At 40.5% G+C, this 20,063-nt stretch carries 24 protein-coding genes; 17 read left to right on the forward strand and 7 right to left on the reverse strand.

What is annotated here, in order from left to right:
* Positions 1-18: 18 nt before the first annotated feature.
* The gene (locus ABH008_RS01350) at positions 19-249 is read left to right on the forward strand and encodes a hypothetical protein (protein WP_347988080.1); all 231 of its coding nucleotides are present in this window, start codon (positions 19-21) and stop codon (positions 247-249) included.
* 109 nt (positions 250-358) lie between these two features.
* On the forward strand, positions 359-631 hold the full coding sequence (locus tag ABH008_RS01355) for a type II toxin-antitoxin system VapC family toxin (protein ID WP_347988081.1): 273 nt from the start codon (positions 359-361) through the stop codon (positions 629-631).
* Between the two features lie 244 nt (positions 632-875).
* On the opposite strand, the gene ABH008_RS01360 is transcribed toward ABH008_RS01355, so the two are convergent.
* Positions 876-1,085, reverse strand: coding sequence for a cold-shock protein (locus ABH008_RS01360; RefSeq protein ID WP_347988082.1), 210 nt, complete (start codon positions 1,083-1,085; stop codon positions 876-878).
* A gap of 301 nt (positions 1,086-1,386) precedes the next feature.
* On the opposite strand from ABH008_RS01360, the gene ABH008_RS01365 reads away from it, so the two are divergent.
* Positions 1,387-2,091, forward strand: coding sequence for a transposase (locus ABH008_RS01365; protein WP_347988083.1), 705 nt, complete (start codon positions 1,387-1,389; stop codon positions 2,089-2,091).
* A gap of 49 nt (positions 2,092-2,140) precedes the next feature.
* Entirely contained in the window at positions 2,141-2,899 is a 759-nt protein-coding gene (locus ABH008_RS01370) for a hypothetical protein (RefSeq protein ID WP_347988084.1), read from the forward strand.
* Between the two features lie 528 nt (positions 2,900-3,427).
* Here the strand turns inward: ABH008_RS01370 and ABH008_RS01375 are convergent.
* From ABH008_RS01375 to ABH008_RS01385, 3 genes are all read right to left on the reverse strand, one after another.
* On the reverse strand, positions 3,428-4,261 hold the full coding sequence (locus ABH008_RS01375) for a hypothetical protein (RefSeq protein WP_347988085.1): 834 nt from the start codon (positions 4,259-4,261) through the stop codon (positions 3,428-3,430).
* An 18-nt stretch (positions 4,262-4,279) separates the two neighbouring features.
* Positions 4,280-5,179, reverse strand: coding sequence for a response regulator (locus ABH008_RS01380; RefSeq protein WP_347988086.1), 900 nt, complete (start codon positions 5,177-5,179; stop codon positions 4,280-4,282).
* Between the two features lie 207 nt (positions 5,180-5,386).
* Positions 5,387-5,854, reverse strand: a complete 468-nt coding sequence (locus ABH008_RS01385; RefSeq protein WP_347988087.1) for a chemotaxis protein CheX — start codon at positions 5,852-5,854, stop codon at positions 5,387-5,389.
* A 556-nt stretch (positions 5,855-6,410) separates the two neighbouring features.
* On the opposite strand from ABH008_RS01385, the gene ABH008_RS01390 reads away from it, so the two are divergent.
* On the forward strand, positions 6,411-6,995 hold the full coding sequence (locus ABH008_RS01390; protein ID WP_347988088.1) for a hypothetical protein: 585 nt from the start codon (positions 6,411-6,413) through the stop codon (positions 6,993-6,995).
* Between the two features lie 3 nt (positions 6,996-6,998).
* A complete protein-coding gene (locus tag ABH008_RS01395; protein WP_347988089.1) occupies positions 6,999-7,493 on the forward strand; it encodes a YkgJ family cysteine cluster protein in 495 nt (164 codons plus the stop codon).
* A gap of 66 nt (positions 7,494-7,559) precedes the next feature.
* On the opposite strand, the gene ABH008_RS01400 is transcribed toward ABH008_RS01395, so the two are convergent.
* Positions 7,560-7,943: a hypothetical protein gene (locus ABH008_RS01400; protein ID WP_347988090.1), complete on the reverse strand. Its 384-nt coding sequence runs from the start codon at positions 7,941-7,943 to the stop codon at positions 7,560-7,562.
* 385 nt (positions 7,944-8,328) lie between these two features.
* Here ABH008_RS01400 and ABH008_RS01405 point away from each other — a divergent pair, with 385 nt between their 5' ends.
* The 11 genes from ABH008_RS01405 (at position 8,329) to fliW (ending at position 18,524) form a co-directional block, all read left to right on the forward strand.
* Positions 8,329-9,087: an SDR family oxidoreductase gene (locus tag ABH008_RS01405; RefSeq protein ID WP_347988091.1), complete on the forward strand. Its 759-nt coding sequence runs from the start codon at positions 8,329-8,331 to the stop codon at positions 9,085-9,087.
* On the forward strand, positions 9,047-9,583 hold the full coding sequence (locus ABH008_RS01410) for an MEKHLA domain-containing protein (RefSeq protein ID WP_347988092.1): 537 nt from the start codon (positions 9,047-9,049) through the stop codon (positions 9,581-9,583). The genes ABH008_RS01405 and ABH008_RS01410 overlap by 41 nt, the downstream gene beginning before the upstream one ends.
* Positions 9,584-9,778: 195 nt before the next feature.
* Positions 9,779-11,662, forward strand: a complete 1,884-nt coding sequence (locus ABH008_RS01415) for an ATP-binding cassette domain-containing protein (protein ID WP_347988093.1) — start codon at positions 9,779-9,781, stop codon at positions 11,660-11,662.
* Between the two features lie 3 nt (positions 11,663-11,665).
* The gene (locus ABH008_RS01420) at positions 11,666-12,175 is read left to right on the forward strand and encodes a hypothetical protein (protein WP_347988094.1); all 510 of its coding nucleotides are present in this window, start codon (positions 11,666-11,668) and stop codon (positions 12,173-12,175) included.
* Positions 12,176-12,185: 10 nt separating this feature from the next.
* Complete coding sequence (locus ABH008_RS01425; RefSeq protein ID WP_347988095.1) at positions 12,186-12,626, forward strand: universal stress protein; 441 nt, start codon at positions 12,186-12,188, stop codon at positions 12,624-12,626.
* A gap of 272 nt (positions 12,627-12,898) precedes the next feature.
* Positions 12,899-13,312 carry a TM2 domain-containing protein gene (locus ABH008_RS01430; RefSeq protein WP_347988096.1) on the forward strand — a complete coding sequence of 138 codons (414 nt, stop codon included), beginning with the start codon at positions 12,899-12,901 and terminating at the stop codon, positions 13,310-13,312.
* A 102-nt stretch (positions 13,313-13,414) separates the two neighbouring features.
* Positions 13,415-14,902, forward strand: coding sequence for an anthranilate synthase component I (trpE, locus tag ABH008_RS01435; protein WP_347988097.1), 1,488 nt, complete (start codon positions 13,415-13,417; stop codon positions 14,900-14,902).
* Entirely contained in the window at positions 14,899-15,489 is a 591-nt protein-coding gene (locus tag ABH008_RS01440; protein ID WP_347988098.1) for an aminodeoxychorismate/anthranilate synthase component II, read from the forward strand. Before trpE ends, ABH008_RS01440 begins: the two co-directional genes overlap by 4 nt.
* A gap of 40 nt (positions 15,490-15,529) precedes the next feature.
* The gene (locus tag ABH008_RS01445; protein WP_347988099.1) at positions 15,530-16,771 is read left to right on the forward strand and encodes a TIGR03862 family flavoprotein; all 1,242 of its coding nucleotides are present in this window, start codon (positions 15,530-15,532) and stop codon (positions 16,769-16,771) included.
* Between the two features lie 156 nt (positions 16,772-16,927).
* A complete protein-coding gene (trpD, locus tag ABH008_RS01450; RefSeq protein ID WP_347988100.1) occupies positions 16,928-17,944 on the forward strand; it encodes an anthranilate phosphoribosyltransferase in 1,017 nt (338 codons plus the stop codon).
* Positions 17,945-18,062: 118 nt separating this feature from the next.
* On the forward strand, positions 18,063-18,524 hold the full coding sequence (fliW, locus tag ABH008_RS01455; RefSeq protein ID WP_347988101.1) for a flagellar assembly protein FliW: 462 nt from the start codon (positions 18,063-18,065) through the stop codon (positions 18,522-18,524).
* 206 nt (positions 18,525-18,730) lie between these two features.
* Here the strand turns inward: fliW and panD are convergent, their stop codons facing one another.
* Both panD and panC read right to left on the reverse strand, forming a co-directional pair.
* Positions 18,731-19,111 carry an aspartate 1-decarboxylase gene (gene panD / locus ABH008_RS01460; RefSeq protein ID WP_347988102.1) on the reverse strand — a complete coding sequence of 127 codons (381 nt, stop codon included), beginning with the start codon at positions 19,109-19,111 and terminating at the stop codon, positions 18,731-18,733.
* 61 nt (positions 19,112-19,172) lie between these two features.
* On the reverse strand, positions 19,173-20,060 hold the full coding sequence (panC, locus tag ABH008_RS01465) for a pantoate--beta-alanine ligase (protein WP_347988103.1): 888 nt from the start codon (positions 20,058-20,060) through the stop codon (positions 19,173-19,175).
* Positions 20,061-20,063 lie beyond the last annotated feature (3 nt).

Below are 20,063 nucleotides of genomic sequence, written 5' to 3' on the forward strand. Positions count from 1 at the left end.
CAACATGAGTAAAAAATTATGCGAGCATTGGAACTAAACACCGTCATCAATGAGCAACATCAAATCCATTTGCAATTACCTGATTCCATCGAGGCTGGAAAAGCAAAAGTAATAGTATTACTCGAAGAAGCCTCAGAAATAATACCGCCGCAAAAACGGGTATTCGGTCAATTTCGCGGCAAAATCAAAGTGGGTGATGATTTCGATAACGAGTTACCCGAAGATTTTTGGACAGGTAAGGAAGCATGAATCTGTTACTCGATACCCATATATTCCTCTGGCTGAACGACACACCGGAAAAGTTATCGCCTGCGGCATTGTCTGCTTGTCAAGATGAAAAAATACCCTGTATCTGAGTTTGGTATCGGCTTGGGAAATTCAAATCAAACAGCAACTAGGCAAGTTAGAACTTAGTGAAAATTTGCAGACCCTTATCAGCACCCAACAGCAACAAAACGGTTTGCAGTTATTGCCAATTGAATTGGCACACATTGAGGCACTTGCAAATTTGACATCGCCCCACCGCGATCCATGTGATCGCTTACTGATAGCTAAAGGCATCAAACAGCAAATGCACATTATTAGTGCTGATCAGGTATTTACCGACTATCCGGTAAATCTTATCTGGTAATCCTTATATTTTTAGCAACCCATTAACTATATAGAGGGGTCGTTAAAGTGTTAATTAAAAAGCAACCTGACCCCTTTTACGACCTTAGGCAAACTAATATCAGTGTATGCATTCAGTCCTCAGAAAAAACAGCAGATAGGTTTTGGTCTTTCTCTAGCCTATCTAATTCGTTTTTACTTCGAAATTGCATGGGGAATGATCTGGTCCATAATTTAACCTAAACCGTGAGAAACTGATAAGCTGACTATAACGGCGTCACATTTTCAGCTTGCGGACCTTTAGCGCCATCGGTGACTTCCAGGCTAACGCGTTGCCCTTCTTTTAAGGTTTTACGACCACTCCCTTGAATAACACTAAAGTGTACAAATACATCTTTGCCATCTTCTTGTTCAATGAAGCCGAAGCCTTTATCGTCGTTGAACCATTTTACTTTGCCTTGAATTAATGCTGCCATAAATCTCTCTCTTATCTTAAAAATATTGCTTAACACAGACTAGCATTGAACTGATAGATAATTACTTACACACCTATAAGACCATTAGGTCAATTGGTAGCTCTATCCAGTAATTTATATAATGCAAATATTATGCCATTAATAGGTTGTTGTATTTACATGAATTTATTGTTATTAGATGTACCAGAATCAGCAGTCGCTGTTGTAACTTTGTTTTTATGCAACCAATTTTTGATTTTAAAGGGGTCAGGTTGATTTATGTTATGCTACTAACACTCAATAAATTGTCGGTAAACTAAAAATGCCTAGACTCCCCAGAATTGATATTCCGCATATACCGCAGCACATCATTCAACGCGGAAATAATCGCCAGCCGGTATTTTTCCATGAGGATGATTACACGGTTTATCAGGATTTTTTGCGTGAAGGCTTAGTTAAAAATAACTGTAAATTATACGCATACGTGCAAATGACTAATCATGTACATCTGCTGGTATCTGGGAATGCGTTAGGTGCTGTTTCTGGTTTAATGCAATCCATAGGTCGCCGTTATGTACGTTATATTAATGCTACCTATAGTCGAACAGGTACTTTGTTTGAAGGACGCTTTAAAGCCAGTATGGTGGAAAGCGAAACCTATTTATTGACTTGCATGCGTTATATTGAATTAAATCCGGTAAGAGCAGGCATGGTTAAGCAGCCTGACGATTATCCTTGGTCTAGTTATGCGCAGCATATTGCTAAAAGTAATATTGATTGGATATCAGAACCAGTTGAATATCATCGGTTAGGATTAACAGCAGAATTACGCGCTTTAGCTTACCAAGCGCTTTGCAAGCAAAAATTAGCCACGTTCGAGCTTGATGCTATTCGCGCGCATTTGAATAAAGATAGGGTACTGGGTTCAAGCCATTTTCAAGATAAAATTGAGTTGGTATTGGGGCGACAGACTAGAATTGTTCCGCAAGGTAGACCTAAAACTAAGGATTTTGATAAATTTAAGTAACTCGATTTCTTTTTTTATGCCACTTTTTCTAAATGATAGGATATTTGCAGTGTTGAAATTATTTTTGATTGTTTTTGTGTTGCTCAATGGTTGCGCATTCAATGGAGAGCTTGCTATGACCAAGCAGGTTCAAGAAAAAATTGAGGCAGTCGATGTGGTCTTGATAATTCCTCAAGATCAGATTGATATTGAATTGCAAAATCATGTAAACGTGCCAGGTTACACAAAATTTACGCAATCTTCAGTAGAAAACGAATATCCGCTCTTTCAAAAACCGAATCAACCTGTGGTTGGTTCTGGTCTAGCGGCTTCCATTAATGAAGCAGCCAATCAGGCGATACTTTCTATGGATATGAAAGAACTGGAACCTATTATAACTCAGTTGCAAAACTATGATTTCCGGTCAGTGGTTTATAAAAATTTTTCATCCGCTGTTCCATCCGTTCAAAAAATAAAGATTAACACGCCTGTGATGCTTGTAAAATCGGATACCAGTGTCTGGCGTAAACTGTGGCTGTCTCAGTCTAAATCTTCAGCGGTATTGTTTGTCAAACTTGAGTATATGTTGTCTTCCAAAACTTTAAATATGTGTTTAGCGGCTGAAATGTATCCAAAATCCAATGAATTACTTAAGTTAAGAAAAAATCCTGACGAGTCGCGTCCGTTAGAAGCGGGTAATCGACTTTATCGGAATGTGTTTTATTTAAACGATTCAAACGTTACCTCAGAAAATATCAAGGGAAAATTGGCAGATGGCTCGGCTAATATTATTAAGAAGTTGGTTACGGATTTAAATACACCTTTGTAAATCATAATGGTCACTATTCAGGGTGTAGGCTGTCTGTGGTTGTTTTTATTTTTTAAGTTTTTGTTTCAATGACGAAATATGTATATCCTAGTGACATTATTGCCTAGAGGGATGAAGTAGTGAGCGTGTTGTAGTTGAGAATCTGTTTTGGTAACCGACTGTTGCGAGATGAAGAGGATCAAGCATGGGCGCATTTCATCTCAAAGTGAATGACTGTTCCAGAGTAAGCTTTATTGCTAATGTTGGGATCGTTAAGGGTTTCTATAGTTGTGCAATCTGATAGTGCAGATAAATTGCTGATGGTTAACACTCTGTCGCAACCTGATTAATTTTATGTGCTGTTGTTAGGATAGCGATAGCAGGATTAGAAGTCCATACTGAGTGCAAGTCATTATCAAGATATAATTGAGTTGACTTTGGGTTGGTGGGCTAGAATTGTTCGCTAAGGTAAAATTAAAATAAATTCTGGTTAAAAAGTAACCTGACCCCTTTTAAAGGGTTTGGAAGCGGGGAAATGATTTAATAATATTACTGATTACTCTCTTGCATATACGCTTTTTCAATAAAGGTTTTTTCTAACAGTATTTGATCAAATTTGTTTTTCAGTTCATCGTATTTAGAGCGAGAAACTGCTAGTTCATTGCTAAGAAGCTGTTCGTTTTGCTTTGTAAGTGCTTTAAAAGAATCAAAGCGTTCTTGTTCAAGAGTTAATTCTTTCCGTAAACGCGCTTCGGAGCGTTTAATTGCTTTTAATTCTGCTTCTGTTTGGGCGTGCTGAATTTGATATTGGATTACGTTATTATCAAGTTTTTCGCGAATAACTCCGTTGTCATTTAGCCATGTTTCCGTTGAATCTGTGCTTGTCGCTCTAGATTTAACAGAATGAATCATAGAATTGGCATTTTTCAGTTTTTCCTGAATGCTTTCAGAGTTTTTTTGTACGTTAGTTACGGATTGCATGGCACTATTGATTTTTGCTTGTTTAGAACGTTTCCAGTTACTGAAATCTGCCGGTTCTACTTCATTCATTTCAACAATCAGTTCGCCGTATTTATTAACATCTTCAGTCAATTTACGAATTTCTTCCCGGCTTAAACCTTGTAGCACATTGCTAACTAAATCAAGATTTTCCCTATTCCATTTTGCTTCTATGAGGTTTGCATCATCCAATTGCATAAAAGATTTGGATCCGTTCAACAACTTATTCAAATTTTCACAATGCTTTTCAATTTTGGATAATTTATTTTTGTCATGAAAAGAATACCAGTAAAGCCAAATTAAAAAAAAGCTACCTAGTAATCCTAAAAGTAGATTGCTACTTAAGAATACCCATTCTATTAATCCAAAGTCAGCAAATTTCATCGGTATTTATATCTTAAGTTAATTACAAATAATCGAAATCAAACCGTTACCAAAGTCTGGGTGGCTTATAATGTAATCGAAGCGGGAAGCAGAATTTTCAATGACCGCACTGAGTTTTTCAGAAGGTCGATTTACTACATTACTTGCACCCAGTTCTAAGGCATTGTTTGTATTTGCAGAAAAAACTATATTTGCACATTTTGATAAAACTTTGATTGCGTGGTCACTAAATTCTTTTTCTAGCCCTTCAGTTTTTATAAATTTTGCAATGTCCTTAACAGCCTTACCTGACATTTTGCCGCCAATCAGGATTGCTGCACTTTTGTCTAGTAAGCAAATTCCAACTACGTTTTTGCCATCCTGTAGTCTATAAGCCCCAATTACCATTGGACCTACCAGCTCTTCAAGTGGTTTTCTTAACACTGGTGTAAGTGTCAAGGTTGTTTGCAGCTCATTTTTTAAAAATTCAAGTAATTCAGTTTTAGAGTTAGCAGCAAATACAACAAGTTTATCGTCTGCAGATTTGGAATCGTGTGCGTTAACCTGTTTGGCTTTTGGAAAAACCGAAAAAACTGCGTTTTGCAATTCAACATCGCTACAAGGCTTATTAATTACAAAACAGGCTCCATGGTTTATGGCTTCGTCAAGATAGTGTGCAGCGGTTTCAGTCGTTACAAATCCGACTTTAATGTGACCAAAATTTGATTGACGTAATAATTTTAATAATTCAATTCCTGTCATTGTTGGCATGTGCCAGTCAGTAATTACCAAGTCTGGCTGCCAGTCAGGAATAATGGTCATGGCTTGTTCCCCGTTCATAGCCATTTTAAATTCCATTCCCGCTATTCCAGATTGTTCTAATGCTCTTTTGATAATCGCTTGAACAGCACGACTATCATCTACAATCAGAAACTTCATTATAATCTTCCCCTAACAGGATGTTGAAATGCTCGATCTGTTATATATTTTATATGATAAACAAGCATTTATTTAGTAAAAGTTTTAAAAACCAAGTTTACACTTACATAAAATACACATATTTATTAAAAAAATTATTTTTTTCTACATGCAGATTTGGTGTGCTTATGAATTGCATTTAATAAATTAAAATAACTATTTTGTTGATCATTTATTTCGGTAAGCATTAAATAAATAAACAATCACCGACCCCTCATTGGTTTGTCCTTTAAAGCAGAGGTCTAAATGGCTGGCATCAATTATGCTTTGAAATTCTGCTGGCTTCAAATTTTTTGGGACACCTAAATCAATATTTGATGTACTAATAATTGCTGATCTGACATTCGCTGAAAAGACATTGCATAATTCACCACAGGCATCAATAACATCATCATTTTTAACATCATTTTCACTAATAGCAAACATTGATGATGTCAAATATTTTGCATGGGTTTCAGAAATTTCAAGCACAGTAGTTGCTTCGCGGGTTTCATCAACAATATTAATGGGTACCATAAAGTGTAATGCAAGCAAATCCGGTTTACAGGGACAGATATCTTCGATAAAAATCAAAGCATAACCGGCAAGTACTTCCCAGCTATTTGTGATCTTTGCTGCAATAGGGTTCTGATCCATGGATAATTGTTATCTGTTTTAAAAAAGTCACTTAACCATTTTAGTTTTGTGTGAATATCGCAAAGTCTAAAATTATTTGGAAATCCATTTTTGGCATTTGCTCGGTTTCGAATCTAACACTTTGCCATGTCCAACCCTAGATAATTCGGATTAACTTAATATTAAAAAAAGTATAGACTAACAATGCTCGTTTTCAATAAACAAAGGTTAGAGCAACTTTATTTTATGCTACTGTATTCACATATATATTTTTTCGGTAAACCAATATCGTTCAGCACGTCGTTTAACGCGGTGATAACTGTTAGTCTGTATTTTTCCATGCTGATAATCACATCGTTTATCTGGCGTTCTTGCGTAAAGGTTTAGTTAAATTAATTGTAAACTATACGCCTACGTGCAAATGACTAATCAGTGCATTTGTTGATAAAGTTTCTAAAACTTTGATTTATTCGGTTCTGTATTCAAATTTGTTCAAGTTCATAATAGTCATCTATACAGTGGCCATTTAATAGTTTTACGTATATATTATGAATTTACTTGACCTTTGATAGGGACAATGAAACTGCATACCACTTTAAAATCTGCTTTATTGGCGGCTATAGTAGCGGTCTTAACTGGCTGTACCCCAGAAATTAGAGATCAATCCTCAGCAGAAATTCAACAGCAAATCAGTGTTAAAAGTTTGCCCGATAGCCCTAATCGTATTTTGACTGCGCCGGACTTGAATGTTCAGCAGTTTCGCATGGCGTTTTATGGATACAATACTGTTTCTTATCTTTTGGCCGCAATTAAGGATGATCAGTCTTCAGGCTTAAATTACCAACTGCAATTTGATGCTAAATACGGCATTGTTGGTAGCCGTTACATTAGACACTATGACATGGCGAAAATGCAAAATGGTGTTGTTATACCAACCACACAACTTAGGCATGATGCGTTAAGCTGTCAGATGTACGGCGACATGGTTAATGGCTGCCTGTTTCGTGATCGGGCAAATGTGGCGATTAGTCTGGAGCAGTTGCAAAGTGGTCGTCAATCCGGTTTAACTTTGATACTGAGTTCTGCTGACAAAAACTACGAAACCTTAGACCTGCCTGCCCAGTATATCGATGGATTTCTCATAGCAGTACAAAATAAGTGAAAGATGACTACTCTCTTGCAACTCCAAACTGATATCGAAATCCGCGTAAACGCTATTCGCGAGGGTCATCCCGATTGGTTATGCAGACAGGGCTGTGATAACTGTTGTAAGCGGCTTGCCGAAGTACCAAATATTACCGAGGAAGAATGGAATTGGCTAAAAGTGGGATTACTAACCTTATCGACTGAACAGCTTCTGGACATCGATAAGAAAATGGCCGCTATGGGTAATCAATCCTCTCGCCCTTTCGTATGCCCGTTTTTGGACAGCATGATAGGTGCCTGTAAAGTATACGCCTATCGACCTGTAGCTTGCCGAACCTACGGATTTTATGTCCAACGTGACAAAGGCTTGTACTGTAAAGAGATTGAAGCGATTGTAGAGGATGGTTGGTTGGCCGAGGTGGTGTGGGGCAATCATGACGTTATTGATCGTGGTCTTTGTGGTCTGGGTGAATCACACGAATTGACCGTTTGGTATGCTGAATGGAGGAAGTAAAAGGTTTGGGTTAGGTTTTAACCCTAACCCAACATGTCAGCTCGTAGCTGATCAAGTGTACTTTTACTAACAGTTAGAGTTTACTGAGCAGGAATCGTAACATGCTTGAGGAGTACCCAGACTGGTATAGTCTGAGACGCCGTTAATTATGCATTCAAATCCTTGTAGCCAACCATTATTACTGTCTGGATAGGCTGCCCCGCCAGAGGTTTCGCAGCGTATTGCTACATCTTTACCCGAACGAGCAATATTTAAATCTACGCCATCTCTACAGCCCGCTAAAGTATCTGCTCCGCCGCCACCGCCACCTCCACCGCCTCCGCTACCAAATATTGAATCACTCTCATCTCCGCAACTGTCAAACTCAGGCGCACACCAGCCAGTAGTTTCCATGGCTTGGCTAGCAGAGCTAACCAATATTAAAATTAATGCCAAACTAAACTTGTTCATAACGAAATCTCAATTTAATTAACAATCGTATGGGTTGTTTTTGAAAATCAATGTGATCAACTGGGTAAATTGTTAGTCGTTAAACAGCTAGTAACCCGCTAATATTTAACTCATAAGCCGGTTGCTTATTTGCTTGGATCCAACTGTCCATGTATGGTTAAGTAATGCTGTTTAGCCGTATGCAATTCAATGTTAAAACTTGATTTCGTTGATAATAGTAAACAGATAATAAAAATATATATGTAAGCTTTATCACTGCCTATTTGTTAAATTTTCTACGGTAATTGTGAGTGGATTTTTTATGGTGAGATACAAAGCTTATGATTTTGTTATAATTTTATAATATATATTGTAACAATTTTGCATTTCAGCAAAGGAGACATTGATGACCAATAAAATAGCAATCGTTACCGGTGGTAGTCGCGGTTTGGGCAAAAGTACGGCCTTAAAACTGGCCGAAGCAAGTATTGATGTCATTTTGACTTATCACACTAATCAGGTAGAAGCTTTGGCTGTGGTCGCCGAAATAGAAGCGCTGGGTGGTAAGGCGGCGGCTTTGCAACTGGATGTTGGTAACATAGCAGGATTAAACGACTTTGTGCAACGTGTTACACAGGTATTAACTAATAAATGGCAACGTAATACATTCAATTTTTTGGTCAATAACGCCGGAATTGGTGGGCATGCCAGTTTTGCCGAAACCACAGAAGCACAGTTTGATAATTTGGTTAATATCCATTTTAAAGGGGTATTTTTTCTAACCCAAAAGTTATTGCCATTATTGGCAGATCAGGGGCGGATTGTGAATGTTTCTACGGGAATGACTCGATTTGCTTTGCCGGGCTTTTCTGCCTATGCGGCTATGAAAGGCGCTATTGAAGTGTTAACCAAATATCTGGCTAAAGAGTTGGGTGAACGCGGTATTGCAGTTAATGTGGTGGCTCCTGGCGCAATTGAAACCGATTTTGGTGGTGGAGTGGTGCGGGATAATACGCAGCTAAATACATTTATTGCTTCTCAAACCGCTTTGGGCAGAGTGGGTTTGCCGGATGATATTGGTGGAGTGGTTGCTGCTCTATTAAGCGAAAACAGTGCTTGGATTAATGCGCAACGTATTGAAGCTTCTGGCGGTATGTTTATTTAATCTGAATATTTCCTTATTTATGCTGCCTATAGATCCGCCTAACCCGACTAATCAATTTTATGCCGATCATATTCAGTTGCTGCTGGATAGTTATCAGCGTTTGTTAAACAAGCCTTTGCTGCTGGTTGCTCCAGATTTAACGCTTGCAGAGCAGGTGTTTAAGGGCGGTTTTGCTTTGTTATCGCATAATACTGATAATGAGCCTTTATTCAATTATGCCAATGTTACTGCTTTGCATTTGTTTGAGTTGGAGTGGCAAGAGTTAGTGGGTATGCCATCGCGCTTATCCGCAGAACCGATGCTACAGATGCAACGTGAGCAGTTATTAAAAGAAGTGGCTGATAAGGGCTATATTGATCATTATTCTGGGGTGCGTATCGCAAAAAGTGGTAAACGGTTTTTGATCAACAATGCAGTGGTTTGGAATGTATATGATCAGCAACAGCATTTTTATGGTCAAGCGGCTTATTTTAAAGATTGGGTAATGATGCCATAGGAAATACTAAAACCTCTATTTAGATTAAGCGTATTAGAACTTGATAACGCTTTGATTTATTGTAATTATTTTTCGTAGCGATTTTGGAGAACAGCGTTTTTTCAAAATGCTGGTACATCTTAAAGCATCCCGCGATAAAATCCTTTCATTTACGACCTGATGTCGTAGCCAATAACCGAGATTATTGTTACCTCTATGCTTAATTTTAAAAATATCGCTATTCGTCGCGGCAATCGTTTGCTGTTTAGCGAGGCATCATTCACTATTCATAAGTCGCAGAAAATAGGATTAACCGGAGCCAATGGAACGGGTAAATCCAGTTTGTTTGCCATGTTGCGGGGCCAATTGCAAAGCGATGAAGGCGATTTTTCCATGCCGCCTAATCTGGAAGTTGCTCATGTGGCGCAAGAAACACCCGCATTAACCTGTTCGGCACTGGATTATGTGCTGGATGGTGATCGTGAGTTACGACAATTGCAAGCGCGCTTACTGCAAGCCGAACAATCACACGATGGCCTTAAACAGGCAGAACTGCATGCAGCACTTGAGCATATTGGCGGTTATACCGCTCAGGCCAGGGCTTCACGTTTATTAAATGGTTTAGGCTTTACTACTGCTCAGGAAACACAACCAGTTAATTCTTTTTCTGGTGGGTGGCGGATGCGCTTGAATTTGGCGCAGGCGCTGATGTGTCGTTCCGATGTGTTGTTGTTGGATGAGCCAACCAACCACTTGGATTTGGATGCAGTGATCTGGTTGCAGGAATGGTTATGTCGATATCCGGGTACTTTATTGCTTATTTCACACGACCGGGATTTTCTGGATATGATTACTGATCATATTATTCATATTGAGCAGAATAAAGCGGAAATTTATACCGGTAATTATTCCGATTTTGAACGCATGCGCGCGGAAAAACTTTCACAGCAACAATCTGCTTTTGAAAAGCAACAACGCGAAATTATCCATATACAGAGTTTTATAAACCGTTTTAAGGCGCAGGCTACCAAGGCGAAACAGGCGCAAAGTCGGATTAAATCGCTGGAAAGAATGGAAATTATCGCTCAGGCGCATGTCGATTCACCGTTTAATTTTAGCTTTCCTGCACCTAAAAAACTACCCAATCCCTTGTTGAAGATTGAGGACGCAGAAATTGGTTATGCTAATAAAGTAGTGATTAATAGTGCCAGTTTGTCAATATCACCTGGGGATCGTATAGGCTTATTAGGTCCTAATGGCGCAGGTAAATCCAGTTTAATTAAAGTGTTGGCTGGAGAAATGAAGCCCTTAAGCGGTAAATTGCAAACGGCAGAAGCCTTGCATATTGGTTATTTTGCACAACATCAGCTTGAGCAGTTACGTTTGGACGAGAGTCCGCTGTGGCATTTGCAAAAATTGGATAATCAGGCCACCGAGAAAGATTTACGCAATTTTTTGGGTGGCTTTGATTTTTGTGGTGACAAAGTCACCGAGGCTGTCGAGCCGTTTTCGGGTGGCGAAAAAGCACGATTGGTACTGGCTTTGCTGGTTTATCAAAACCCGAACTTATTATTGCTGGATGAGCCTACCAATCATCTGGATTTGGAAATGCGACATGCTTTGAGTGTCGCTTTGCAAGATTATCAGGGTGCTATTGTGCTGGTATCGCATGACAGGCATTTATTACGTTCGGTTACAGATCAATTATTATTGGTTGCAGATGGTAAGATACAAAACTTTGACGGTGATTTGGATGATTACCGTACTTGGTTGGCGGAGCAAAAGAAAACAGGTGATGATGCATCCCTGACGGATGCAAGCGGTGTTTCGCGCAAAGATCAGCGTAAATTAGATGCAGAGCGGCGAATACGTTTAAAACCGTTTCAGGATGCGGTTAAAAAAGCGGAAGCGGCTGTGGAGAAATTTCATCAACAACAGCGCGAATTGGAAGATATGTTGGCTGATCCGGGGATTTATCTGGATGAAAATAAGGAAAACTTAAAACAATTACTAAACAGAAAAGGTCAGATTGATAATGCTCTTGAACAAGCAGAAATTGATTGGCTGACTGCCGAGGAAAATCTGCAACAAGCGGAGTAAACTATGTACCCATTAATCGTACTGTTTTTTAATATTACCTTATTACGCAAAGGCCCTCAGGATGTGCCAGCTTCTGTTTGGGTAATACGTGTGGTTTTGCCTGTCTATATCGCCATTAATATGCTGATACTACTATTGAGCGAGGAAAGTGCAACGGCATTTTTGCAAATAGCGGTTGATTTTTTAATGATGGTAGCGTTTATTTGGCCTTTATTGTACTTTTCAGCCAAGACTGCTCGCTTTTCGCAAACTCTATGTGCTTTTCTTGGCACGGATGCGGTGATTAGTTTTTTTGCAATTCCGGTCGTTAGTACACTGAGTGCGCAGCCCTCAGGATTCGCCATTTTCATGATGTTTATACTCATGATATGGCATTGGTTGGTCAGTGGACATATTTTAAGGCATGCACTGGATAAACCTTTATTTTTTGGTTTAGGTTTAGCTCTTTTATACAAATTGATCTTATCCCAGGTCATGGCTTTGCTGTTTCCTGTTATTTCTACCCAAACATAGTGGGGGTTTTATGTCTCTCTACACGCATATTCTGATTGCAGCTGATTTTTCCGATCATGGCCATGAAGTGAGTCATGTGGCCAAGCAGCTCGCTGAACAAAATCAGGCGAAACTCAGTGTCATACACGTATTTGAAAATATTCCTATTGCCGAACCTTTGTATGCGCCCATGACCTTTGATGCTGATATTGCCGAAGAGTTGATGAAAAATGCACAAATTGGTTTGCGGAAATTTGCGGATGACTTGTCCGTTCCAGAAGAACGTCAGTGGTTTGAACTGGGTAGTCCTAAATTGGAAATTGTGCGTGTTGCGGAAGAAAATCAGGTCGATTTAATTGTGGTAGGCTCTCATGGTCGGCATGGTTTGGGTTTATTGCTGGGTTCTACCGCCAACGGAGTTTTGCATCACGCTAAATGCGATGTATTGGCGGTACGCTTAAAAGATGACTAGTGGCTGCTTTAATTATTCCGCATAGTTTTTATAAATTAAAATCAATAGCCTTTAGGATATGCTGAACAGAGTGAGCGCATTCTATAAAAGCTGATTTTTACGCAGGATAGTAAGGTTGATTAATAAAGGTACATTGAATTTTCAATCGGTAAACTTTAAGCTGTATAACGTTGGCTAGTAAGATGACTAATGCCTTTCGGCAAGTAACCCTGTTGGGTAATGATAGAGAGAAACACCTTTACACAAGCACATAACAATAATAGGAAAAAAACATGCTTGGACATATAGAAAGTTACGACGAAAAATTTCAAACCGGTATCGTTAAGTATCAGGATGAGTTTTACGAATTTCATCTTGATCAATGGACTTCTAATCAACCACCTAAAACAGGGGATGATGTTGATTTTGATCATGATGAGGGTAAAGTCACCGAAATTGGTTTAGTGGGTGCTTATTTGGTGGAATTAAAGCCGGTAAAAAGTCGCATTTTAGCTGCCTTATTGGGTATTGTTTTAGGTTTTGTAGGCATACATCGTTTTTATTTGGGTTTTTATACTTTAGGTCTTGCACAAATTGCGGTGACCTATCTAACTGGCGGTTATGGCGTTGTGTGGGGATTTACAGAAGGTATTTTGATTTTTTTGGGTCACATCTATAAAGATGCTAAAGGCAGGCCTTTAAAATAATCAATTACATAAAATCGTCTGGCGGTCGCTGATTATCTCCTTTCTAGGTTACAATCAGCACTTGTTTACACGGTTGAATGTGACCCTGCTCAGAGAACAAGAATGACACCCGCACAATTTATAGAATATGCCCAACAGGGCTATAACCGCATACCGGTATGTCGCGAAGTATTGGCTGATTTAGATACCCCGCTTAGCGCCTATTTCAAACTGGCAGATGCTCCTTATTCCTATTTATTTGAATCGGTTCATGGTGGAGAGCAATGGGGACGCTACTCTATTATTGGGTTGCCTTGTAGAATTCGCATTAAAATCAGCGGGTTGACTATTCGTATAGAAACAGAGGGTGCTGCTACTGAATGCTTTGAGCATAGTCACCCATTGCAATGGATAGAAGAATACCGTTTGCAATTTAAAGTGCCTGATATAGAAGGCCTACCCCGTTTTAATGGTGGCCTGGTTGGCTATTTCGGCTACGAAACTATTGCCTATATTGAGCCACGTCTGCAATCAAAGGGTAAACCCGATCCGATTGGCACACCCGATATACTATTGATGGTGTCAGAAGATTTACTGGTGTTCGACAATCTATCCGGGAAGATGCTATTACTGACGCATGCTGATCCGTCTAAGGCCGATGCTTTTAACGCAGCCCAAGCTAGATTGGATGAACTAGTGGTAACGTTGCGCGAAGCTAAAGCAAATCCGCAGCCCCATGTACAACTAAAATGTGTAGAGGAAGCTGATTTTGTATCCGGTTTTACCCAGCAAGGTTACGAAGATGCGGTATTAAAAGCCAAACAATACATTTCGGATGGCGATATTATGCAGGTCGTATTATCGCAGCGCATGTCTATACCGTTTTCTGCCTCCCCACTTGATTTGTATCGCGCTTTGCGTTGTCTGAATCCTTCCCCGTATATGTATTATCTTAATCTGGAAGATTTTCATATCGTTGGTTCTTCACCGGAGATACTGGTGCGTCTGGAAGATGATTTGGTCACTGTACGCCCTATTGCCGGTACGCGTCCGCGTGGTGCTAGTCAGGAACAGGATTTGGCTTTTGAACAAGAGTTGCTTGCAGATCCTAAAGAAATTGCCGAGCATTTGATGCTGATAGATTTGGGCCGTAACGATACGGGGCGGGTGGCTAAAATCGGTACCGTTAAATTGACTGATAAAATGATTATAGAGCGCTATTCTCATGTCATGCATATTGTGTCTAATGTCACTGGCGAATTGCAGGATAATAAAAATGCTTTCGATGTGTTGGCGGCAACTTTTCCGGCTGGCACTGTCAGTGGTGCGCCTAAAATTCGAGCCATGGAAATTATCGACGAGCTGGAGCCAGTAAAGCGTGGTATTTATTCTGGTGCAGTGGGGTATATTTCCTGGTCGGGTAATCTGGATACGGCTATTGCTATCCGTACTGCGGTAATTAAAGATAAAACCTTACATATTCAGGCGGGTGCTGGCATCGTTTACGATTCGATACCACGTAGCGAATGGGAGGAAACCATGAATAAAGGTCGAGCAGTGTTTATGGCGGTGACTATGGTCGAAGCAGGTTTGGAAGGAGGTAAGGCATGAGCACTGTTAAATTGGTCATGATCGATAATTATGATTCGTTTACTTATAATCTGGTGCAGTATTTTGGCGAGTTAGGCGCAGAGGTAACCGTTGTGCGTAACGACGAAGTCAGTGTCGAAGCTATAGATGCATTACGGCCTGATAAGATTGTTATCTCGCCTGGACCCTGTACACCAAAAGAAGCCGGTATTTCTGTTGATACTATTCGCACCTATGCAGGCAAATATCCAATTTTAGGTGTCTGTTTGGGGCATCAAAGTATAGGCTATGCGTTTGATGGCAATATCATCCATGCAAAGTCAATTATGCATGGCAAAACGTCACAGGTATATCATCATAATCTGGGGGTTTTTTCCGGTTTGAATAACCCCTTTATTGCAACTCGCTATCATTCTTTGGTTATTGAACAGGCCTCTCTGCCAGACTGTTTGGAAGTAACTGCCTGGACGCAGGATGCGGCTGGTAATTTGGATGAGATTATGGGGGTGCGTCATAAAACGCTGGATATTGAAGGTGTGCAATTTCATCCGGAATCGATTCTGACTGAACATGGACACGATATGCTGCGTAATTTTTTGCAGCGTTAAAGCTAAAAATTTAACCCCGTCTTTACTCGCCATCAACCCTATGCCCGATTACGCACCTCTGCAAGTCGCCATTATTGGTGGAGGTCCGGCTGGTCTGATGGCTGCTGAAACCCTTGCTTTTGCAGGTGTGCAGGTCGATGTATACGATGCTATGCCCTCATTCGGCCGTAAAATATTGCAGGCGGGAGTGGGTGGTTTGAATATTACTCACAGTGAACCCTATGACAGTTTTTGCTCACGTTATGGCGATAGACAAGCTCACTTACAAGCAATAATAGACAAACTACCTCCTAGTCGCTTGTGTGCATGGGTACACGATTTGGGTATTGATACCTTTATCGGCAGTTCCGGCCGTGTATTCCCTACGCAGATGAAAGCCGCACCCTTATTGCGTGCCTGGTTGCATCGCTTGCGTGGCGCGGGTGTGCGTTTGCATGTGCGGCATCGCTGGTTGGGTTGGGATAATGCGGGTGCATTAAGAATGGTAAATCCCGATGGTGAAATTTCGCTCAAACCTCAAGCAACTGTATTGGCGTTGGGTGGTGCCAGTTGGCCGCAACTGGGTTCTGATGGTGCATGGTTACCGTTATTACAGGCAAAGGGTGTTGAAATTGCACCCTTGCAAAGTGCCAATTGTGGTTTCGAAGTAGGCTGGAGCCAGTATTTACGTGACAAATTTGCCGGTACACCGCTTAAAGCGGTGGCTTTAACCTTTACTGATGCGCAGGGTAATACTGAACGACGCCAAGGAGAAATGGTGATCAGTACTGGCGGGGTGGAAGGCAGTTTGATTTATGCGTTCTCGAAGCGCTTGCGCGAACAACTGCATGCAGATGGCAGTGCTACATTCACGCTGGATTTGATGCCTGATCGGGATATAGTGAAGATAATCGAAACGCTGAGTCATCCGCGTGGCTCCCGTTCGTTATCCAGCCATTTACAAAGCCGTCTTGGTTTGACAGGCCTTAAGGTTGCTTTATTGCATGAGGTACTTGGCAAGGAACAATTCAATCATGTGACTACCCTGGCGGCAACCATTAAGGCTTTACCTATTAGCGTACATGCCACTCGGCCACTTGTAGAAGCCATTAGTACTGCAGGTGGTGTGTGTTTTAGTAATCTCGATAAAAATCTGATGCTCACCAATCTACCCAGTGTGTTTGTGGCTGGCGAGATGCTGGATTGGGAGGCGCCAACAGGTGGTTATCTACTCAATGCTTGTTTTGCCAGCGGTTTGTGCGCGGGGCAGGGAGTGCGTGATTGGTTAAATTTAACTGTTTAGCGGATACTGGCTATTTCAAACGGTAAAACAAAATTATTGATGTTATAAACAGCACAATCTGCAAGTCCAAATATAAAATCACGATACAGTATAATAATCTCTATGAACCTGTAACATCATTACGCTTCATTCATTTGACACGCAACTCTCTATATTATGCAAATCCAGGCTACGTTAGAAAAACTTCTTAATAAACAAGATCTCAATACCGAAGAAATGCAGGCCGTTATGTACGCGATGATGCGTGGCGAATTAACCGATGCGCAAACCGCAGGATTTTTGATTGCGTTGCGTTGCAAAGGGGAAACAGTAGAAGAAATAGCGGCGGCAGTGTCTGTGATGCGCGAATTGGTGCAACGTGTACCGGTTGTAGGTAAACACGTGATTGATACCTGTGGTACGGGAGGAGATGGCGCCAACACATTTAATATTTCTACAGCAGCGGCGTTTGTCGTGGCAGCAGCAGGCGGCAAGGTGGCAAAACACGGTAACAGATCCGTTTCCAGTTGCTGTGGTAGTGCGGACTTACTGGAAGCGGCTGGCGTAAATCTGGATATGTCTGCTGCCAAAGTATCAAAATGTATTGAAGACATTGGCGTTGGTTTTTTGTTTGCAGCCAAGCATCATAGTGCAGTGCGCCATACTGTCGATCCACGTAAACAAATGGGCGTGAGGACACTGTTTAATTTGATTGGTCCGCTAGCTAATCCAGCCAATGCTCCACATCAGTTAGTGGGAGTATTTAGCCGCCAGTGGCTATTACCCGTGGCGGAGGTATTAAAAAAATTGGGTAGTAAGCATGTGTTGGTGGTGCATGCTCAGGATGGTTTAGACGAAATTAGTATTTCTGCCGATACTGATGTGGCCGAATTAAAAGATGGAAGTATCAGTTGTTATACCTTATCACCCGAAAAACTGGGAGTGGCTCGTGGTAGTTTGGCCAGTTTAGCCGTAGATAATGCGCAAGCCAGTCTGGATATGATTAACGCCCTACTGGATAACCAGCCTGGCCCTGCAAGAGATATTGTGGTTTTAAATGCTGGTGCAGCTATTTATGCAGCAGATTTGGTGACTACTTTGCAAGCAGGTATTGAAACAGCCTTACAAGTCATAGAAAACGGCACAGCTAAACAAAAATTTGCGCAGTTAGTTAGTTACTCTAATAATTTGTAGCAATAAGCATTTAATTTAACAGTACATTTATAACATCTGTTATTGCAAATTTGTACTTTCCTGCTATACCTTGGGTAGCTTTAAACAATTTTAAAAACTACTCTCATCGGAAGCCATTATGGAAATACAATCAAAATTATTAGGCAAGCAGGAAATCGATCCAAATACCATTATTAGCTTTCCGCTGGGTATTCCTGGATTTGAAGATCAGACGCGTTTCAAACTATTTCATCAGGAAGGTAGCGAGATTGTGTTCTGGCTACAAGCAGTTGATAATGCCGATTTAACATTTTCAGTATCTAATCCACTGTTATTTAATATTAATTACAGCTTTACTCTGACTGACGAGGAAGAAAAGTTGTTACAGATTACTAACAGTGAAGAGCTAATCATTCTTATTGTTTTGCACAAAGATGAAGAGAGCTCTGAGATTGGTCAGCCTATTATTAAAGGTTCAATCAAGTCGCCTTTGCTGATTAATATCGAAAAGCGTGTAGGCTATCAAAAAGTATTGGCTGTTGTTGAACAGAGTATTACTTTAATTGAAAAAAAGAGTGAAATTCAATTAACTGAAGTGTAATTGCCGAGTGAGCAGGTTAGATGCGCAATTGCTAAACTTTTAAAGTTTCAAAAGTCGTTGCGCGCAACGTAACCCACCGAAGGCATCAGTATCTGCCTAATTGCGTAACCCTAGCGGGTGTCCGATATTTCTCTGAGTAATTACCCGGAGCTTTGATAATTTGAAACATTCAGCAACCGCATAGGCAGTTACTGAATGGTATTCATTTATGCCGCCTGCACCGGAATAGAATGGCTGGAATGGCTGATAGTATTATTGCCATCAAAATATACCAAAGTAGGTTTATAGTCCTTTAGTTCCTGTTCATCCATACTGGCAAAAGCGCAGACTATTATTAGGTCGCCTGGGCAAGCTAAGCGCGCGGCAGCACCATTAATGGAAAAAACACCTGAATTTTCTTCAGCGCGAATTGCATAGGTCGTAAAACGCTGACCATTGTTAATGTTGTAGATATGGATTTGTTCATATTCCCTGATACCTGAAAATTCCAGGATCTTGCTGTCAATAGCACAGGAGCCTTCATAATCCAATTCTGAGTGCGTTACACGCGCTCGGTGTAACTTGGCTTTAAGCATGTTTATGTGCATGGTTAACAACTTTATATACTAGGGGGAGCGATTATGCCTTAATTCGCATTCTCTATCAAATTTAAGCATAGTATTTATTATTTAAATAGTCAGTCCTATCAGTTGCTTGTCGGTTAAAACAGATATTATCGATTAAGCGTGTACTGCCTAGTTTTGCTGCAATCATCAACACTAGGTGTTGATCATCTGACTTTGCTGGCAATAAATCACTGCTGCGACAAAGATTAAAATAATCAATCTCAAAACCTGCTTGTTGCAAGCTTAATTTTTGTTCGGCCAAAACATGATGATAATTGTCAGAATGCGTTAAAACGGCATCACGTACGCAACACAGGGCTTGAAACAGCATAGGTGCGACCAGACGTTGTGCATCTGTCAAATAACCGTTACGTGAGCTCAGCGCCAAGCCATCTGCTTCTCTTACAGTGGTAACACCTTGCAATTCCACCGGTATATTTAAATCAGTAATCATGTTGCGGATGACTGTTAATTGTTGAAAATCCTTTTCGCCTAGAAGCAATAAATCCGGCAGTACAATATTCAATAGCTTGCACACTACCAGGGCAACCCCATCAAAATGACCAGGGCGATTGCTGCCGCAATGTAATTTGGATAATTCGCTGACACTAATGACGGTTTGTGGCAATTGTGGATACATTTCTGCAATACTGGGTAAAAACAGTACATCGGCACTATGTTCCTGTAGTGCCGTTTGATCTTGTTGTTCTGTGCGAGGGTAGCTGTTAAAGTCTTCATTAACGCCAAATTGTGTTGGATTAACAAAAATACTCACCACTACTTTGTCCGCCTTTTGTTTGGCAGTTTCTACCAGTTGTATATGTCCGGCGTGTAAATTACCCATGGTAGGTACGAAAGCTACACTGTACCCTGCTTGTCGCCATTGGCGAATGCAGCCTCGTAACGCTTTAATGGTAGTGATGGTTTGCATGCG

The sequence above is a fragment of the Methylomonas sp. AM2-LC genome (genome assembly GCF_039904985.1).
Classification (GTDB): domain Bacteria; phylum Pseudomonadota; class Gammaproteobacteria; order Methylococcales; family Methylomonadaceae; genus Methylomonas.

Excerpts from the sequence above, each read along its gene's own strand:
- ABH008_RS01350 (WP_347988080.1), top strand. The coding sequence starts at position 19 with ATGCGAGCATTGGAACTAAACACCGTCATCAATGAGCAACATCAAATC.
- ABH008_RS01360 (WP_347988082.1), bottom strand. The coding sequence starts at position 1,085 with ATGGCAGCATTAATTCAAGGCAAAGTAAAATGGTTCAACGACGATAAA.
- ABH008_RS01365 (WP_347988083.1), top strand. The coding sequence starts at position 1,387 with ATGCCTAGACTCCCCAGAATTGATATTCCGCATATACCGCAGCACATC.
- ABH008_RS01375 (WP_347988085.1), bottom strand. The coding sequence starts at position 4,261 with ATGAAATTTGCTGACTTTGGATTAATAGAATGGGTATTCTTAAGTAGC.
- ABH008_RS01380 (WP_347988086.1), bottom strand. The coding sequence starts at position 5,179 with ATGAAGTTTCTGATTGTAGATGATAGTCGTGCTGTTCAAGCGATTATC.
- ABH008_RS01385 (WP_347988087.1), bottom strand. The coding sequence starts at position 5,854 with ATGGATCAGAACCCTATTGCAGCAAAGATCACAAATAGCTGGGAAGTA.
- ABH008_RS01390 (WP_347988088.1), top strand. The coding sequence starts at position 6,411 with ATGAAACTGCATACCACTTTAAAATCTGCTTTATTGGCGGCTATAGTA.
- ABH008_RS01395 (WP_347988089.1), top strand. The coding sequence starts at position 6,999 with ATGACTACTCTCTTGCAACTCCAAACTGATATCGAAATCCGCGTAAAC.
- ABH008_RS01400 (WP_347988090.1), bottom strand. The coding sequence starts at position 7,943 with ATGAACAAGTTTAGTTTGGCATTAATTTTAATATTGGTTAGCTCTGCT.
- ABH008_RS01405 (WP_347988091.1), top strand. The coding sequence starts at position 8,329 with ATGACCAATAAAATAGCAATCGTTACCGGTGGTAGTCGCGGTTTGGGC.
- ABH008_RS01410 (WP_347988092.1), top strand. The coding sequence starts at position 9,047 with ATGCGCAACGTATTGAAGCTTCTGGCGGTATGTTTATTTAATCTGAAT.
- ABH008_RS01415 (WP_347988093.1), top strand. The coding sequence starts at position 9,779 with ATGCTTAATTTTAAAAATATCGCTATTCGTCGCGGCAATCGTTTGCTG.
- ABH008_RS01420 (WP_347988094.1), top strand. The coding sequence starts at position 11,666 with ATGTACCCATTAATCGTACTGTTTTTTAATATTACCTTATTACGCAAA.
- ABH008_RS01425 (WP_347988095.1), top strand. The coding sequence starts at position 12,186 with ATGTCTCTCTACACGCATATTCTGATTGCAGCTGATTTTTCCGATCAT.
- ABH008_RS01430 (WP_347988096.1), top strand. The coding sequence starts at position 12,899 with ATGCTTGGACATATAGAAAGTTACGACGAAAAATTTCAAACCGGTATC.
- trpE (WP_347988097.1), top strand. The coding sequence starts at position 13,415 with ATGACACCCGCACAATTTATAGAATATGCCCAACAGGGCTATAACCGC.
- ABH008_RS01440 (WP_347988098.1), top strand. The coding sequence starts at position 14,899 with ATGAGCACTGTTAAATTGGTCATGATCGATAATTATGATTCGTTTACT.
- ABH008_RS01445 (WP_347988099.1), top strand. The coding sequence starts at position 15,530 with ATGCCCGATTACGCACCTCTGCAAGTCGCCATTATTGGTGGAGGTCCG.
- trpD (WP_347988100.1), top strand. The coding sequence starts at position 16,928 with ATGCAAATCCAGGCTACGTTAGAAAAACTTCTTAATAAACAAGATCTC.
- fliW (WP_347988101.1), top strand. The coding sequence starts at position 18,063 with ATGGAAATACAATCAAAATTATTAGGCAAGCAGGAAATCGATCCAAAT.
- panD (WP_347988102.1), bottom strand. The coding sequence starts at position 19,111 with ATGCACATAAACATGCTTAAAGCCAAGTTACACCGAGCGCGTGTAACG.
- panC (WP_347988103.1), bottom strand. The coding sequence starts at position 20,060 with ATGCAAACCATCACTACCATTAAAGCGTTACGAGGCTGCATTCGCCAA.